The organism is Catenulispora sp. GP43 (assembly GCF_041260665.1).
Classification (GTDB): Bacteria; Actinomycetota; Actinomycetes; order Streptomycetales; family Catenulisporaceae; genus Catenulispora.
This window is the reverse complement of the sequence record NZ_JBGCCT010000054.1, coordinates 1-16,202: the sequence shown is the minus strand read 5'-3', so window position 1 is coordinate 16,202 and position 16,202 is coordinate 1. Positions and strand designations below refer to the sequence as shown.

Genomic DNA, 16,202 nt, shown 5'->3' with positions numbered 1-16,202 from the left:
ACCTCCCCCCCGCCGCCCGGCCCCCTCGCGCGGCCCCCCCGGGGGGGGGGGGGGGGCGGGGGGGGGGGCCCCCCCGGGGGGGGGGGGGGGGGCCCCCCCCCCCCCCCCCCCCCCCCCCCGCCGTCTTCAGTAGCAAGGTGTGAGGTGACGGCTGAGAGACAAGGAAACACCTAACCGCGTAGTGGGGGAGGGTTTGGTATGCCAGCTTGTAGTGGCGCGGTTGGGCGGTCAACGGGTTCGCTTCGCGCCTGCTGATCGGGCGTTGCTGGCGGCGCTGCTTGGCACGCTGCGGCGCGGGGCGTTGCGTCGGCTGCGGCTGGTCATGAGCCCGGATACGGTCTTGCGCCGGCACCGTGATTTGCTCAACCGGCGTCATCGAGGTCGCTGGCCAGGCCCTCGCCGCCCTTGTGGAAGTCGGGCACGGTCGGCGACGCGCCCGCCTTGGCGAAGACGGGTAGGCCGAGCCGGAACAGGTGGGCGGCTGCGGTGCCGTCCAGCCGCAGCGCCGCAGCGATCGCCCGAAGCACATGCTCGGACGGGTTCCGCTCACGGCCCTGCTCCAGACGGATGTAGTAGTCGGTGCTCACTCCGGCCAGTAGCGCCACCTCGTCCCGCCGTAGCTCCGGCACCCGCCGGTCTCCGCCATCCAGCAGCCCGACGTCCCGCGGCGTGATTACTGCGCGGCGGGCACGCAGGTAGTCACCGAGGTCGTTGTTGCCTTCCATGTCCGCCACACTAGATCCATGCCCCAGGCCGGGGCGTGGGTGCGCTGCACCTACCCGGGAGCGCCGACACCCGGACCCGCATACGGGCTGTACTCGCGCCTACCTGACCAAGCGTGCGCCCGGCAGGTGGTGTGCCGAGTACAGCAGATCGGGGTAGCGGCCTGACCTGCCTGGACGACATTATCTGCAGCCGCAGGCCGGATGCGGCGCCCGCGCGGCCGTCCCGAGTTATAAAATAATCCAGCGATCGGTTATTTTTGATCGACAGCGGGATCGGGACGGGGGCGGGGCGTTGACGAAGACTGGCGCCCGTCGCGGGCGGCCGCCGAAAGCGGAGGCCTGCGACACCAGCGCGGTACTGCGGTCCGCGGCGCTTCGGCTGTTCGCAGAGAACGGATACCACGGCACGTCGATCCGCGCCATCGCCCGGGCCGTCGGCCTGAGCGATGGCGCGTTGTACGCGCACTACGCCAACAAGCGAGCGATCTTCGACGCGGCGCTCGACGGGCTCGGCCCCAGCAGCGCCGTCCACGTGCTGGAGGAACTCGACCGCCATACGTCCGACACCGACCCGGCGGAGTTCATCAGGGAGCTCGTTCGGCGGCTCATCGTGAACTGGTCGCGGCTGGAGTCCAGGCTGCTGGTCAGCGTGATGGTACGGGACGGGCTGGTGCATGACCCCCGGCTCGGCGCCGGCGTGGCCGCCACGGTCGCCGGCCTGGCGCCGCACTTCCAGCGCTGGACCGAACTCGGCCACATCCCGCCGGGCCTCGGTGCGCCGCCGGATCTGGCCTACATGCTGATCAGCCCGATCGCCCAGACCCGGATCCTGTGGCTGCACGCGACGGCGGGCCAGGACGAGATCGACGCGGCCGCCGACCGCGTTCGGCGCGGCGCGGAGATCTTCATCCGCTCCGTGCTGTCGAACCCGTCGCCGGCGGCGTGCCATGCTCCTCGGTAGAGGCGACGAACAAGCGGTGATCGACGCGCTGCTGGATGAGGCCCGAGCTGGCCGGGCACGGTCCCTGGTGGTGCGCGGCGAGGCCGGCATCGGCAAGTCGGCGCTGCTCGGCTACGCCGCGGAGCGGGCTGGCGGGGACTTCCACGTGATGCACGTCACCGGAGTCGAATCCGAGGCTGAACTCCCCTACGCCTCACTGCATCTGATCCTCGGCCCGGCACTCGGCGCGCTCGACCTCCTCCCGATCCTTCAGGCCGACGCGCTGCGGAACGCGTTCGGGCAGGGCCGGACCGGTGGCACCGGCCATTCGGCGGACCGCTTCCTCGTGGGCCTGGCCTGTCTGAGCCTGCTGCCGGAGCTGTCCCCGCGGCGACCGTTGCTGTGCCTGGCGGACGACGCTCAATGGCTGGACCAGGCCTCCGCGGATGCCCTGCTGTTCGCGGTCCGGCGCCTGCAGACAGAGCAGATCGCGGTGCTCTTCGCCGCCCGCGACGGCGAGCACGCCTTCGCCCACGGCGCGGGGCTGGCCGAACTGCCGCTGACCGGCCTGGACCGGGAGGCCGCTGAACAGCTGGTGGCACGGAACCGGCACGGCCTCGCCCTGGCGGTCCGCGACCGGGTCGTCGAGGAATCGGACGGCAACCCCCTGGCACTGATCGAGCTGTCCCGGCAGGTCGACGACGACTCCGGCCTCGGAGCGTTCCTCCCGCTGCCGTTCTCTCTCACGGCGCCGACACCGGTCAGTCGGGTCCAGGCCGCGTTCCAGGAGCGGATCCGGGCCCTGGACACCGCCGCACAGCGGTGCCTGCTCGTCGCCGCGCTCGCCGACTCCGAGGACTACGGTGCCATCGCCCCGGCTGTGGCCGCGCTCGGCCTGCGGATGATCGATTTCGCCCCGGCCGAGCAGGCCGGTCTGCTGCGCCTCACGCCTGACGGCACCGTCCGGTTCCGGCATCCGCTGGTGCGCTCGGCGGTGCTGGCCCTGGCTGATGTCAAACACCGGATGGAAGTGCACCAGGCACTCGCCGCGACTCTGGACGCGGACGCCGCGGTGTGGCATCTGGCCGCGACCGCCGTCGGTCCCGACGATGCCATCGCGACCGCGATGGAGGACACGGCGCGGCGAGCCGGCGAACGGGCCGCGCCGGCTATCAAGTCCGCGGCCTTCGAGCGGGCGGCCGACCTGTCGGCCGGATCCGCGTCGAAGGCCCGCCGGCTGGCCGAGGCCGCGACGGCGGCGCTGGACGCCGGGCATCTGCCGCGCGCCCGTGATCTGGCGGTCCGGGTCGCGCGGCTGACCGACGACCCGATGGTCCTGGCCCGGGCGGCGGCGGTTCACGGCGGCGTCGAATTCGAGACCGGGGTGCCGCACGACGCGGCGCGCATCTATCTCGACGGTGCCGAACAGTCCCTGCCCGAGGACCTCCAGACCGGTCTGGCGTTGCTCGGCTCCGGGACTCTGGCGGCCTGGTACTCCGGCGCGCGGCCGGAACAGGACGTGCTGGCCGAGCGTGTGCGGGTGCTGTCCGCCGGCCTGCCCGACGGCTCCGGTCCACTGCTCGATTTCTGCCGGGGCTTGATGGCGTTGCGCGCCGAGCCGTGGCGCGCGGGACCTCTGGCCGGCACCGTCGATGCCCTGGAGGCCGGAGCGGGATCCGTGGTGCCGGCGGTACGCGGGAGCATCTCGGGCCTGTTCCTGATGACCGGCGACCGCGAGGCCGCCCTGCGATCGGCCCGGGCTGTGGAATCAGACTTCCGCCGGAAAGGAATGGCCGGCCTGCTCGTCCAGCCGCTGCTCCTGTCGGCGATGGCCTCGATGCACCTGGGAACGCCCAGGACGCGGAGGCGTCCGCGCAGGAGGCGCTGCGCATGGCGCAGGCGACGGACGAGACCTTCCGCATCGGCTATGTCGCCTCGGTCTTGGCCTGGATCGCCGCTTTCACCGGAGACGAGCAGGCCTGTCAGCTCTGGAGCAGCCAAGCCCTCGCCCAGTCGCTGGACGGCAACCGGTCGCCGATCCTGGGCTTCGTCTACCACGCCAGGACGACCGTGGCGCTGGCCCGCGGACGTTTTGAGGAAGCCGCGGATCTCTACGCCGAGACGAAGGCCGGGCCGGCCAGACACGGCTTGACCTGGCTGGTGTCCTCGGCCCCGGACCAGTGGGAGGCGATGGTGCGGACCGGCGACCTCGCCGAGGCCGAAGCCGTCCTGGACCGGTACTCGGCGTGGGCCGACGCCGTCGGCCAGCGCTGGGCGCGCGCCGAGGCGGCGCGCGGCCGGGCACAGCTGAGCGCCGGCCGGGACGCCGAGCCGCACTTCGTGGCGGCCTTGGACCTGCACGACGGCGCCGACGACCCGTACGGCCGGGCGCGCACCGAGTTGGCGTACGGCCAGTGGCTGCGCGCGGACCGCCGCCGCGCCGAGGCCCGCGACCGGCTGCAGGCCGCCGTCGAGGGCTTCGACGCCCTCGGAGCGCGGTTGTGGGCCGAGCGCGCGGCGGACGAACTGCGGGCGGCCGGGGCACGGCCGGTCCGCGGTGCGGGCCGCCGCAACCCGGTGGCCGCCCTCACGCCGCAGGAGCTGCAAGTCGCCCGGCTCGCCGCCGGCGGCGCCTCCAACCGGGAGATCGGCGCCCAGCTGTTCCTGAGCCCACGGACGGTCGGGTACCACCTGTACAAGATCTTCCCCAAGCTCGGCATCCGGTCGCGCGCGGAGCTGGCGGAGTTCGGGCTCTGACACCGCCGCTCACAGCTCCAGTTTCGTCAACTCTCCCCGCGAGGCGATCCCCAGTTTCGGAAAGATCTTGTACAGGTGGTACCCGACCGTACGAGGGCTGAGATAGAGCTGGGCGCCGATCTCCCGGTTCGACAGCCCCGTCGCCGCGAGCCGGACCACCTGGAGCTCCTGGGCCGTCAGTCGCTTGAGGCCGGCGCCGCCCGCCGCCGAGCCGGCGGTCTCGCCGGTGGCCCGCAGCTCCGCGCGGGCCCGTTCGGCCCATGGCGCCGCACCGAGCTGGTCGAAGGCCTGCGCGGCGGCCCGCAGCCGGGGCCGAGCCTCGGCCTTGCGCTGAGCCCGCCGGAGCCATCGGCCGTACAGCAGGTCGGTCCGCGCTCGGTCGAAGGGACGCTCGGCCACGCCGTGCAGGCACAGCGCCTCTCGGAAGTACGGTTCGGCTTCGTCGCCGGCCATCAGTGCTTCGCAGCGCAGCGCCACGGCGCGGACCCACGGCCGCCCTGACGCCTCGTTCCACCTCCGCATCCGGGCCAGCGACGCGACAGCGCGCTCCGGCTGCCCGATCCGGACGGCCGCCTCCACCAGGTCCAGATCGGCCTGCATGGGGACGAAGCCCCCTTGCGCCGCCGATTCCAGGAGGTCCAAGGCCGCCTCGTAGCGGCCCAGGCTCATCTCCAGCCGTGCCAAAGCCAGCCGCCCGCAGAGCACCGTGCGCTTCACTTGTAGCCGCTGCGCCTCGGCGATCGCCGGCTCGGCCAGCGCCCGGCAGCGGTCCTCGTCGCCCGACACGGCCGCGATGCCGGCCAGCAGACACCGCAGATAGCCGATCCGCTGCGTGTGGCCGTAGCGCGTCGCCAGCTCCAGCGCCTGATCGGAGGAATGTGTGGAGTCATCGCTCCTGCGCGGCTTCCTGCGACACCGCGCCTCAAGGGTCTGCACTCTCGAGAATCTGAACTCGGAGTTTTCGGTGGTCGTCCAACGTCATGAAGCATCGCCCTATGTGACGATGGTCCGTCTCGACGAGCCGGAAATCTGCAGGGGGATTCAGCCATGGCCGGCCACCAGGACAGCGAGTGCGATCCGGGTGGTTACCCCGGTCTTTCGGTAAACGCGGCTTAGGTGGGACTCTATGGTCCGGCGGCTCAGGAACAGCCTGTCGGCGATCTGAACGCTGGTCAGCCCTTGGCTGACCAGGTTGGCCACTTCGCGTTCCCGCGGGGTCAGTGCGGCGAGCGCCTCGAGCCGGGGAACGTGCCGCACAGCCCCGCTCGCCAATTCGGCCCGCACTGCCTCCGCCAAGCTCACCAGCGCCCCAGCGCCGCTTGCCTCGGCAAGTTCCGAGCCGCGGTGCCAGGCTGCCTCGGCCTTCGGGGCGAGGGCGGGACGTCCCGCCATGGCCCTGGCGGCGAGCAGCAGTGAGTAGGCCGCCCAGAAGCCGAGGCCGGAGCGCTCGCTCTCTGCGGCGGCCTCGAGGTAGAGCTCTGCCGCACCTTGGTCGCCCGCCATCCACCGTGCCGAGGCCGCGCAGCGCAGCGCGGCGGCCCGCTGCCCGGGCAGGTCCAGTGCCTCCGCATCCGTCCGGGCGCGTTCGGCCCAGGCCAGCGCCTCTTCACGCTTGCCGAGCGTGAGGCAGGCGTCGACCAGGACCTCCAGGAACATGGGGCGCTTGGAGACCTGCACTCCGGCCAGATCCGGTCCACCTGCCCGCAGCACTGCCTCGCGCGCGCGACGGGGGTCTCCGGCGAGCAGCGCGGCCAGCCCCATCATCCCCCAGGCATTGGTGGCCAGCCAGTTCCCGCGCAGGCCGGCGCGGGCCACGGCTTCGTCGGCCGCAGCCATCGGCCGCGGGTCCCCGGCCGGGCAGACGACCGTAAGTACCTGCGTCTTGATGCCGAGGGTCAGGACGAGCAACTCTTCGCTGCCGAACCCGCGCGCGATCTCCTCCGCCTCTTCCACCTGCCCCAGCGCGTGGGCCAGATGCCCAGTGTGCGAACCCACTTGGGCCTTGCATAGCAACAGATAAGGCAGCACTGAGGTTCTTCCAGTGCGGCGTGCCAGGGCGAGGCCGCGATCGGCGTGCCGGTCGGCCTCGGCGAAGCGTTCGAGCTGTACTTCCGCATAGGCGAGCCGGGTCAGCGGTTCGCACAGATCGGCGCCGCCGTCATCGGGCAGCGCGTCCAGGAGGGCCACCGCGTGGCGGACATGCTCAAGGGCGAGGGTGGTCTCGCCGTCGACAACCTCGCCGAGCGCGGCCACCGCGAGGAGCCCGGCCTCTGACGCTTCGTCACCTAGGGTGCGCGCCAGGCTTAGTGCGTGGTCCATCTCGTTGCGCACCTGCCGATATGAGCCGTCCTGTACCGCGACGGATCCGAGCGCCAGGGTCAGTGCGATGACCTCGGCAAGGTTTGGCTCGGGCCTGCGGGCCATCTCACGGCGTAGCAGCGCCATGGCCTCTGGGTACTGCCCGAGGTGGCGTTCGACCCCGGAGCACAGCGCCACCGCCACGATCCGGGTAGAGGTGGCTTCGTCGTCGGCGGACAGTGCGATCACCTCGTGGAGCAGCGCCCTGCTCTCGCGCAACCTGCCGCACACCGCGAGCGCGTGTGCTCGCTGAAGTATCAAGGCTCGGCGCCAGGTTGCATACTCGGAAGTCCGAGGCATGTACCGTAGGGCGACTTCCAACCAATGCGCACTACTCTCCGGCGCGGTGCCCGCGCTCTGTCCGGCAGCCTTGACCAAGACCTCCGCGGCCCGCCGATCCCATGCTGTTGTCAGGGCGTGCTCGACATGGTGGGCCTGCTCGGCCGCGGAGGCGTCCACCCGGGCGAGCCGGTCGGCCACCGTGCGGTGCATGGCGGCCTGCCGCCAGGGCTCGATCTGGCTGCGCACGAGCGAACGCAGCACGGGATGCCGCAGCGCAAGCCGTCCCGCGCCGTCGATGCGTACCAGGTCCTTCGCCAGTAGCAGGCGAAGATCGTCCAGCACCTCGTCTTCCATGCGGCCGTCAGCCGCGGCGATCATGTCGGTGGTGGCGTGGCCGCCGAGGACCGCGACGGTCTCGACGGTGCGTCGCTGCCGATCGCTGAGCGGGACGAGTTCGTCCAGCAGCAGCGCATCGAGCAACCGCGGCGGCGAGGTGGGATCCGCTGCGCTGGCGGGGCGCGCCTGGAGCAGCGCGAGCAGATAGAGCGGATTGCCCTCGCTCGCCGTGTACAACGCCTCGAACTCCTTGGGCGGCACGCCGGCGCCCAGATGTTCGGCACACGCGTCGGCCGCCAGGGGGCCGAGGGCATGCGCGATGACGGTCCCGGACTCGCCGCCCCGTGCCAGTCCGGCGGCCAGCGGCACCGGGCTCTGCCGGGGCCGACGGGCCACAACGATCAGCACCGGTGCCGGAACGGGGTGGCGTATCAGGTAGTCGAGCAGGTCGACGGAGGCGGGGTCGGCCCAGTGCAGGTCGTCGAGGACGAGCAGCACCGGGCCGCGCCCGCCGAGGCGGGCGAGCAGCGCGGAGGTCGCCCGGTGCACGCCGAACCGGTCGACGCCGTCCAGGGGGCGGCCGTGGAGCACCGGTGCGAGACCGCCGGCGTCGGGGATCTCGTCCAGGTCGGCCTGGCGCAGATCCGCGAACGCGTCGGTGAAGGGGAGGAACGGGACATGCCGTTCGTACTCCGTGGCCCGGCCGCGCAGCAGCGTCAGACCACGACGACGTGCGGAGAGACAGACCTCTGTGATGAGCCTGCTCTTGCCGATACCGGCCTCACCGGTCAGATCCAGCACCTTGAGACCGCATCCTTCGCCCACACGGCGGACGGCCCTGTCGAGCCATGCGAGCTCTGCGTCCCGGCCCACCAGCGGCGTGCCATGGTACGCCGGGCTCTCCGACTCGGCCGGTCCGACAGTCAACGCCGCTCACCCTGTCCCATGCGATTCCCCCTGAGGCGGCTCTTTCTACCCCACGGCGCTGACATAGCCCAAATACCGAAGCCGACGGGAGTGCCGGGTTTGCGTATGCCGATTGCGTAATCTCACGGACTCCAGGTCCCTCGTAGAGCTGTCAGGCTCCTATTCCGATTCCGCCGTGCGTGGCGCCGTTCGTCCCCTCGGCTCGTCGATCGCCGTACGTGGCCTGGCGTTCTGCAGCACAAGGAGTAAGAGTCAATGACCGTCACCAACGCGGATGATCGCTCGGTTGCCGCCGCCATGTTCAAAGAAGGCAAGAGGCTGCAACAACGGGGCGGTCACTCGGGATGGCCGCAGGCACTCGCCACCTACGACGGTCTGATCGAGCGTTTCCGCGACAGCCGTGATCCCCTGGTGGTCCGCAGTGTCGCCGACGCGTTGACCTGGGGCGCCTACATCCACATGTCCGACGACTCCCAGGAGTGGGCTTTGGCTCGCTACCAGCAGGTCATCGACATGTACGAGGCACGGCCGCAAGAGAACCTCCGACGGAACCTGGCGGTCGCGTACGGCGGCAAGGCCATCGCGTTGGACAAGCTCAACCGCCCCGCCGCGCGGTTGCAAGCACTCGAACAGCTAGCCCGGATCGACTACCGGCCCTGGGATCTCTCCGACGATGAGACCGTGGTCAGTGAGGAGTTGGCCAAGGGGACTCTCAACTACGGCTGCACCCTGGATGAAGTAGGCCGAGACCAGGAGGCGATTGCCGCCTGGGGCCACTTGATAAGCCGCTTCGGCGATGACCCACGACCCAGTGTCCTGGAGTTCGTGGCCTGGGCGGCGAACAACCTGGGCAGTGCCCTGATGAATATGAAGCGGCGAGACGAGGCGGCCGCCCAGTGGAACTACGTCGTCACCCGTTTCTCCGGCATCGACTACCCCTACCTGCAGGAGCAGGTGGGCACTGCCCGCAAGAGTCTGCAGGGCCTCGCAAAGCGTAGGTGGCGGACCCGGTAGCGGCCGGCTGTGGTGTTGGCCGATGTGTCGGTGAGGTGGGCGAATGTATGGATGCGGGCATGTCTGATGACCTGAGTGTTGACGAAAGGTAGACCCTTCGGTGCCACCTGTACCCGAGCCCGCGTCAGCGTCAGCTCTCGAGGAGGGGCCCGCCCCATATACCGTCGCCCTCACCGGGGCCGAGCCGTTCGGCACCGTACTCGTGCTGCTCGCCCGCGAGGGTCGGCTCATCGGGCCTGCCCTGCGAGATCTGGGCGTGTGGACCTCCGACGGCTCGGGCGGGCTGATCGTACCGGCCGTGGACCTCTCCGAACGCTGGGGCTACCTCGACCACGAGGGCCGGTGGTTGCGCGGACCTGAATTCGACCGAGCGCAAAGCTTCAGCACCGACGGGCTGGCTCGCGTGTTCAAGGAAGGTGCCTGGAGCTACCTCGACCTGGCCGGTCGCACGGTCCTGGAGACGGGGTTCAGCGTTGCGGGACCCTTCAGCGAGGGCCTGGCCGCCGTGGGTCTGGAGGAGGGTGAGCACGGCTTCGGGTACATCGACCGCTGCGGGCAGGTCGTGATCGAGGGCCGGTTCGCCTCTGCGGAACCCTTCTGCCATGGGCTCGCGCTCGTCCAGGACCCGCGCAGCAACAAGTACGGGTTCATCAACGCGGCGGGCGAGTACGTCATCGAGCCCGGCTTCACCCGTGCTCACCCCTTCGACGAGTCCAGCGGACAGGCTGCACCGGTCGAGAAGGACGGCGCGTGGGGGCTGATCGATCGTGACGGCCGTTGGGTGCTCGCGCCGAGCCACGTCTGGATCAAGCCCTTCACCCAGGAGGGGATCGCCCACTTCATGAGTCGCTCGCACGACGAGGGGTACCTCGATGTCCACGGTACGGAAGTCATCCAGCCGCAATCGAACGATGGCGAGCACTTCGACGTGTCCGAGGCAGCCTCATGTGGGCTGGTACTGGTCACCGGCCGGGCCATGACCGGCCACTGCTACTTTACTGCGCAGGGCGAGCAGGCCTTCCCTGACCTGGAGCTGGAGTGGGCCGGGGATTTCCACCCCTGCGGGGGCGCGATCGTGCTGGCCGAGGGGGAATGGAGTGTGCTGCGCCGGGACGGCCGCGTGAGTCCCCTGGCGCACTGGGAGCCGGTGAGCGACGACGACGGCTGGATTCCGGGCTTCGACGGCCATCGCGGCTTGGCGCCGTTCATCGGGGACGGCGGCGGCACTGTGCTCGTCGACGCGAACGGGGCCGACGTGTGCCGGATCGAGGTGGACCGGGACGGTTCGCGGCTGAGCCTGCTGCTTCCGGACGGCACGAGTATCGGCAGTTGGGAGCAGGACCCGGACGAGGATGGCCGGCCGGCGTTCACCAAGCCCAAGCCCCTGTTCTCCAGCGGCCCAGACGAGCACTTCCACCTCATCGAAGCCTGGAAGGGCGGCGTGGTCGGCCTGGCCCGCGGACTCGAGGCGGGCGAGCCAGGTCCGTTCCTGCCTGCCTCGCTGGTGAGCTGGGAAGAGCGGGATCCCTACGACCTCGACGAGGATGACCTTGCGAAAGCGCTGGCCGGCGCGATCCACATTCTTGCCTCGTCCTATATCAAGGAGGAGCTCTGGGGCGAGTACCTCTTCCTCGAAGACCACTACATCGATGCCTATGACCGCTATTTCACGGTTCTACGCGGCGAACTGAGCGCGCACTACGGCGAACCGTTGTCCAAGCCGCCGCGGCGCCACGGACTCCGTTCCTCCGAAGGCGGCGGCCTCGCCGCCTGGCAGGTGGGGGAGCGAACCCTCTACCTTCAGCAGCACTGCAACTACGGGGACGGCGACTTCGAGCACCAGCTGTGGCTGGCCCTCGTGCAGGAGGAGTCTGCTGAACCCCGAGCAGGCGATGGATCTTCAAGCCCGAGCGAGGTGTCATGACTGATCGCGGACCGATCGCAGGACCGTCGGATGTTCCAGCTCCGTTCCGACGCGTGTCCACAGCCTCACCCACACCCCATGTCATCCCGATCACCGGCGGCCGGCCTTTCGGCGAGCGCGCCGTCCTGATCCACTCCGATGGCGTCCTGCCCGAGCAGCCTGACCGGATTCGGATCCTGCGGTTCGACCCCGATGGCGTCGGCGGGGTGATCGCCCCGGGCCAGGCCCTGGACCAACGTTGCGGTTACCTGGACCACACGGGTTCGTGGCTGGCCGAACCAGCCTTCGACGACTCCCGTTCGCACTCCGCGGAGGGACTGGCCCGGATCAGGGTCGGTGAGCGCTGGGGCTACGCGGACCGGCGTGGCGAGGTGGCCATCGAGCCCGCATACGCGCAGGCCGCTCCGTTCTCCCACGGCCTGGCAGCAATCGGCAGGGAAGGCCGCCTGGGCTTCATCGACGTCACCGGCCGGATGGTCGTGCCCGAAAGGTTCCACCGTGCCGGGCCGTTTGCCGCTGTGGGCCTGGCGGTGGTGCAACCGGAGAAGGATGGCGGCTGCGGGTACATCGACACCTCCGGCGAATTGGTGATCGAGCCCAGGTTCGAGCGGGCGGAGGCGTTCGGCCCCGATGGCGTCGCGCCCGTCCAGGCCGGGAACCGGTACGGGCTGATCGACCGGGACGGCCAGTGGGTGATCGAGCCGAAGTACTACTGGATCCAGGAGTTCAACGCCCACGGCCTGGCCCGTTTCACCACCGGCGACCTGCAGCACACCGGATACTTGAACTCCGCCGGCGAGGTCGTCATCGCCGAGGGCGGCACCACGTCGGACACGATGGCGGGCGGGCTGTTGGTGTGCCGCTCGCTTTTCGGGTACCGGTTCTTCGACGCCACCGGCGCGGAACCGCTTGGGGAGGCCTTCGGCAACGACTTCTCCTGGGTCGGGCCGTTCTCCGCCCTGGGCGTGACGCTGGCCCTGAACGACGAGTGGGGCGTACTGCACACCGATGGCCGGTTCATCCCGGTCGAGCACCGGGAGCCGCGCACCCACGACGACGGTTGGATCCCAGGCTTCGCGCACAGCTCCGGCCTGGCCCCGTTCCTGGCCGAGAACGGGGACACGGTCTACGTCGACGCCGAGGGTCGTGACGTGTGCCGCGCGGCGGTCGGCGACGGTGGCCGGAGCCTGACCCTTCGCACCGTATCCGCCGCGAGCAAGAGTTTCACCGTGCAGGAGCCGGTGTTCTCCGTATCCAAGCCGCTACTGAACCGGGACTCTCAGGACTTCTTCCTCCGGCCGGAGGCCCGCACCGGCGACGTGGCCGCGATCGCCGACGAACTGATCGCGCAGGAGCCGCGCGAGTTCGTGCCTTACTCGCTGGTTTTCGACGGCGAGCGCGACGTGTATGACCTGGACGAGGTGGACGAGGACGACCTCGAATACAAACTGCGAACCGGCGCGCTGGAAGTCCTTGCCCAGAGCTACGTCGGCGAGGGCCCCTGGGGCGAGTACCCGTTCCTGATGGACGAGCAGGGGTCCGACTTCTCCTGTTTCTTCGCGGAGGCGTCGAAGCAGCTGACGGCGCGGTTCGGCGAGCCGACGCATGGTCGCGAGGACGGCCACGTCGTCGCCTACTCCGACTCGGGCCTGCTGGACGTGTGGCGGTTGCCCGACGGGCGGCAGTTGGTGCTGCAGATCTACGCCAACACCGGCGACGGCGACTTCGAGTTCCAGCTGTGGCTGGCTGTCGTCAACCTGTAGTCACTCCCACTGAGTGGTCTCGGACCGAGACCGCCGAGCGCGGAGGCCCCGGACGAGAACGGCATCCCCGCGCTGATACCAGAACCCCTATTACCGAGCCTGGAGACACCCACCCGTGCAAGCCACCTTTCGTGCCGCCGCCGTCTTCGCTGTCATCGCCTCCGCCGCGTCGATGAGCGCCTGCTCATCATCGAGTACTCCGCCTGCCCCCACCGGCGCCGGGGCAGCACCCCTGACTCCCCGGTCGGCGGCGGCCGCCGTCACCGCCACTACGACCACCACCACGAGCCCGGGGAACCCCGGCGACACCAATCCGAAAGCGGTCGCGGCAGCCTGGTTGACCGCACAGCAGGTCCCTTCCTTCTCCCCGCCGATGACCTGGAAGATCACTGTCAAGCCCGACGGGGGAGACAACGCGTCCAAGCCCGCACACTGGGACTCCTGCGACACCGATGCCTTCCGCACGTTCATCACCTCGGAGAACCCCTGGGAGCAGCAGGAGCACTTCGTCCCCGCCACGGGCTTCTCGGCCATCGTCTTCACCGAGACGCAGCTGTTTTTCCCGGACACCGCGAGCGCCCAGAAGGCACTGACCCTGGCATCCTCCGACTACACCGCTTGCGCGTCGGCGCCCCACAACGGCGACCTGACCGGGGCTCCGCTCACCTACTCCGTGCACAAGACCGCCGACATCACCGGCGGCTTCGCGTACCTGCACACCAGCCGCATGTCAGACGGCAAGCCCCCGGCCCTGGGCTCCCTCGACTACTGGGGCACCGATGCCCACGAATACTTCGTCCAACACGGCAACGCCCTGGCCCTGATCACCACCGGCGGCATCCCCGCCACCGATGACTCGTCCGCTGACACCGCGCTCCTGCAGCAGGTCGCAAGCGAGCTGAGCACCGCCTACACGGCGGACTGACGGGCACCTGAAGAGCCGGGCTCGAACCGCTGGTTGTTTAGCGCAGCGGTGTCGATCTGCGTGGCCCTGTAGGACTCTGTTGCCCGTTGTGATGACTTTCTCCCGGTTCGGAGAGACGCTGCAGAATGGATAACGACCTCTGATACGGGGTGAAGGAGCTGGTCATCGTGTCGATGCGTCCACTTCCGTCTCCGCCGGTTCCGGTCGCGACGGCGGCGTTGGCCCGGGCGGTGTTCCCGGTGGGGTGTCTGGCAATGCGGCTGCGGGATGAGCTGGGTGTGGTGTTCACCAACGCCGACTTCACCGGTGCGTATCCACGCCAGGGTGGGCCGGCTCTGTCGCCGGTGACGCTGGCTTTGGTCAGCGTGCTGCAGTACGCGGAGCGGTTGACCGACCGGCAGGCCGTGCATGCAGCACCGCACCTGATCATGCATGTGGTGACCACCACCGCGCCGACCGACGACGCGGCGCAGACGCTGAGGGTCGAACACGATCTGATCTCGGCCGGCCGCGGCCCGGCCGAGCACCTGGTCGACGCCGGCTACATGGGCGCCGAGCTGATCGTGGAGGCCGCGCACCTGGGCATCGACCTGGTCGGGCCGGTCCCGATCGTCGGCGGCCGCCAAGAACGCGAAGGACGCGGCTACGGATTGGGCGACTTCACCATCGACTTCGACGCACACACCGCGACCTGCCCACAGGGCAAGACCAGCACACGCTGGATCGACACGATCATCGACGGCCACCCACGCATCCACGTCGACTTCTACAACGCCGGCTGCCCAGCCTGCCCGGCCAAACCAGACTGCACCAAAGCCCGCTACCGCGGCCTGACCCTGCACCCGCGTGAGCAGCACGAAGCCCTGCAACAACGCCGCCGCGAACAGGACACCGACACCTGGCGCAAACGCTACGCCACCCGCGCAGGCGTCGAGGGCACCATCGCCCAGGCCGTTCACGCCTGTGACGCCCGCCGCAGCCGCTACAAAGGCCTACCTAAAGTCCGACTTGAACACATCCTGCTCGCCACCGCGATCAACCTGATCCGGCTGGACGCCTGGTGGACCGGCACACCCCTCGGGCCCACCAGAACCAGTCACTACGCCCGACTCGAACTCGCCGCATGACACATCACAACGGGCAACAGAGTCCCACAACGCCCCTGCACCCGGCCCACGTAACCGACCAGTTCACGCTGTTGGCCCGCGAAGCCGGACTGCCCCCGATCCGGTTGCACGACCTCCGACACGGAATTGCCACCCATGCCCTGGCAGCTGGCGTCCCGCTGAAGGTGGTCTCCGAACTTCTCGGGCATGCCACTACCGGTATCACCGGTGACATCTACACCACCGTCGTTGATGAGGCCAAACGTGCCGCCGCAGCCGCTATTGCGGGACAGATTGGCGTCTGACCTCCCAGCCGCGCCGCTCCGGGCATCTATCGTTCGGGGCGGCGCGGCGCGGGACCTTATCATTCGGGTGAAACCTCTAGCTCCCCCGCGCAGCAGCCATCTGGCTGGCAGCAGCCGCAGATCACCAAGCTGGCTTGCTGCGGCAAGGGCGAGGTGCGTCGTGCCCGGTCGTGGCTCGGCTGCTTGCACTGCCTGCCGCAACAGCCTGACCTGGATGCTCTCCCGCCGTCCCGACCTGGTGTCGACGTCGCCGTCGTCGGTGTATTTGACGCCCCGGCCGCCAGCTAGTACTGCAGCCGCACTTGTTGTGACGTGTGGCGTTGCTGCTCGTTAGCGGTGTGTGGATCACGTTGCGGTTGCTGCCGACGTCCTGGAGCGCATCGAAGGTTGGGATGCGGAGCTGGCGTGTATGCATGAGCGTTTTGCCGACTCGTTCCTGAGGTCGGAGCCCCGCCAGCGGGCCCTGCGTTACATGTGGGGCCTGTTGGCGCCGTTGGAGCGGAAGAACGGCTGGACTTTGGCCGAGGAAGCCGGCGAGGCAGTCCCGGATGGGATGCAGCGGCTGTTGAACGACTCGGTCTGGGACGCCGACGAGGTCCGGGACCGGCTGCGCGAGTATGTTGTGGAGCGGCTTGGTGATGCCGAGGCGGTGTTGGTGGGCGATGACACCGGGTTTTTGAAGAAGGGCCGTGAGTCGGCTGGGGTGCAGCGGCAGTACTCCGGCACTGCCGGGCGCACCGAGAATTGTCAGATCGGCACGTTCTTGGCCTACGCCTCCCGGCACGGCCGGACCCTGATCGATCGGGAGCTGTATATCCCGGAGCACACCTGGATCGCCGA

At 69.6% G+C, this 16,202-nt stretch carries 12 protein-coding genes and 1 pseudogene; 10 read left to right on the top strand and 3 right to left on the bottom strand.

The genetic code is table 11. The features are described 5' to 3' along the window. Positions 1–419: 419 nt before the first annotated feature. Positions 420–725: pseudogene (locus ABH926_RS51220) on the bottom strand (helix-turn-helix domain-containing protein); the annotation flags it as partial. A gap of 292 nt (positions 726–1,017) precedes the next feature. Here ABH926_RS51220 and ABH926_RS51215 point away from each other — a divergent pair. Genes ABH926_RS51215 through ABH926_RS51205 form a run of 3 tightly spaced genes read left to right on the top strand, consistent with a single transcriptional unit; the run spans position 1,018 to position 4,422 of the window. Next, entirely contained in the window at positions 1,018–1,686 is a 669-nt protein-coding gene (locus tag ABH926_RS51215; RefSeq protein WP_370374706.1) for a TetR/AcrR family transcriptional regulator, read from the top strand. Further along, positions 1,673–3,817 carry an AAA family ATPase gene (locus ABH926_RS51210; protein ID WP_370374705.1) on the top strand — a complete coding sequence of 715 codons (2,145 nt, stop codon included), beginning with the start codon at positions 1,673–1,675 and terminating at the stop codon, positions 3,815–3,817. Before ABH926_RS51215 ends, ABH926_RS51210 begins: the two co-directional genes overlap by 14 nt. Then, the gene (locus ABH926_RS51205) at positions 3,814–4,422 is read left to right on the top strand and encodes a LuxR C-terminal-related transcriptional regulator (RefSeq protein WP_370374704.1); all 609 of its coding nucleotides are present in this window, start codon (positions 3,814–3,816) and stop codon (positions 4,420–4,422) included. The genes ABH926_RS51210 and ABH926_RS51205 overlap by 4 nt, the downstream gene beginning before the upstream one ends. A gap of 9 nt (positions 4,423–4,431) precedes the next feature. On the opposite strand, the gene ABH926_RS51200 is transcribed toward ABH926_RS51205, so the two are convergent. After that, entirely contained in the window at positions 4,432–5,358 is a 927-nt protein-coding gene (locus ABH926_RS51200; protein ID WP_370374703.1) for a LuxR C-terminal-related transcriptional regulator, read from the bottom strand. 105 nt (positions 5,359–5,463) lie between these two features. Further along, on the bottom strand, positions 5,464–8,271 hold the full coding sequence (locus ABH926_RS51195) for an AAA family ATPase (protein WP_370374709.1): 2,808 nt from the start codon (positions 8,269–8,271) through the stop codon (positions 5,464–5,466). 309 nt (positions 8,272–8,580) lie between these two features. Between ABH926_RS51195 and ABH926_RS51190 the strand changes: the two genes are divergently transcribed. The 7 genes from ABH926_RS51190 to ABH926_RS51160 all read left to right on the top strand — a co-directional run. Continuing rightward, positions 8,581–9,339 (top strand): hypothetical protein, encoded by a 759-nt coding sequence (locus tag ABH926_RS51190; protein ID WP_370374702.1) that lies wholly within the window; start codon positions 8,581–8,583, stop codon positions 9,337–9,339. Between the two features lie 202 nt (positions 9,340–9,541). Next, on the top strand, positions 9,542–11,263 hold the full coding sequence (locus ABH926_RS51185; protein ID WP_370374701.1) for a WG repeat-containing protein: 1,722 nt from the start codon (positions 9,542–9,544) through the stop codon (positions 11,261–11,263). A gap of 53 nt (positions 11,264–11,316) precedes the next feature. Further along, positions 11,317–13,026 carry a WG repeat-containing protein gene (locus ABH926_RS51180; protein ID WP_370374700.1) on the top strand — a complete coding sequence of 570 codons (1,710 nt, stop codon included), beginning with the start codon at positions 11,317–11,319 and terminating at the stop codon, positions 13,024–13,026. Between the two features lie 115 nt (positions 13,027–13,141). Then, positions 13,142–13,951: a hypothetical protein gene (locus ABH926_RS51175; protein ID WP_370374699.1), complete on the top strand. Its 810-nt coding sequence runs from the start codon at positions 13,142–13,144 to the stop codon at positions 13,949–13,951. Positions 13,952–14,124: 173 nt separating this feature from the next. Beyond that, positions 14,125–15,078 (top strand): transposase, encoded by a 954-nt coding sequence (locus tag ABH926_RS51170; protein WP_370374708.1) that lies wholly within the window; start codon positions 14,125–14,127, stop codon positions 15,076–15,078. Beyond that, on the top strand, positions 15,075–15,362 hold the full coding sequence (locus ABH926_RS51165) for a tyrosine-type recombinase/integrase (RefSeq protein WP_370374698.1): 288 nt from the start codon (positions 15,075–15,077) through the stop codon (positions 15,360–15,362). Before ABH926_RS51170 ends, ABH926_RS51165 begins: the two co-directional genes overlap by 4 nt. 409 nt (positions 15,363–15,771) lie before the next feature. Next, positions 15,772–16,202, top strand: a 431-nt coding sequence (locus ABH926_RS51160; RefSeq protein WP_370374707.1) for an IS701 family transposase, incomplete at its 3' end; no start/stop codon positions are given.

Bases quoted from the DNA above. Each gene is read 5' to 3' on its own strand.
- ABH926_RS51210 (WP_370374705.1), top strand. From the start codon at position 1,673: ATGCTCCTCGGTAGAGGCGACGAACAAGCGGTGATCGACGCGCTGCTG.
- ABH926_RS51165 (WP_370374698.1), top strand. From the start codon at position 15,075: ATGACACATCACAACGGGCAACAGAGTCCCACAACGCCCCTGCACCCG.
- ABH926_RS51170 (WP_370374708.1), top strand. From the start codon at position 14,125: ATGCGTCCACTTCCGTCTCCGCCGGTTCCGGTCGCGACGGCGGCGTTG.
- ABH926_RS51190 (WP_370374702.1), top strand. From the start codon at position 8,581: ATGACCGTCACCAACGCGGATGATCGCTCGGTTGCCGCCGCCATGTTC.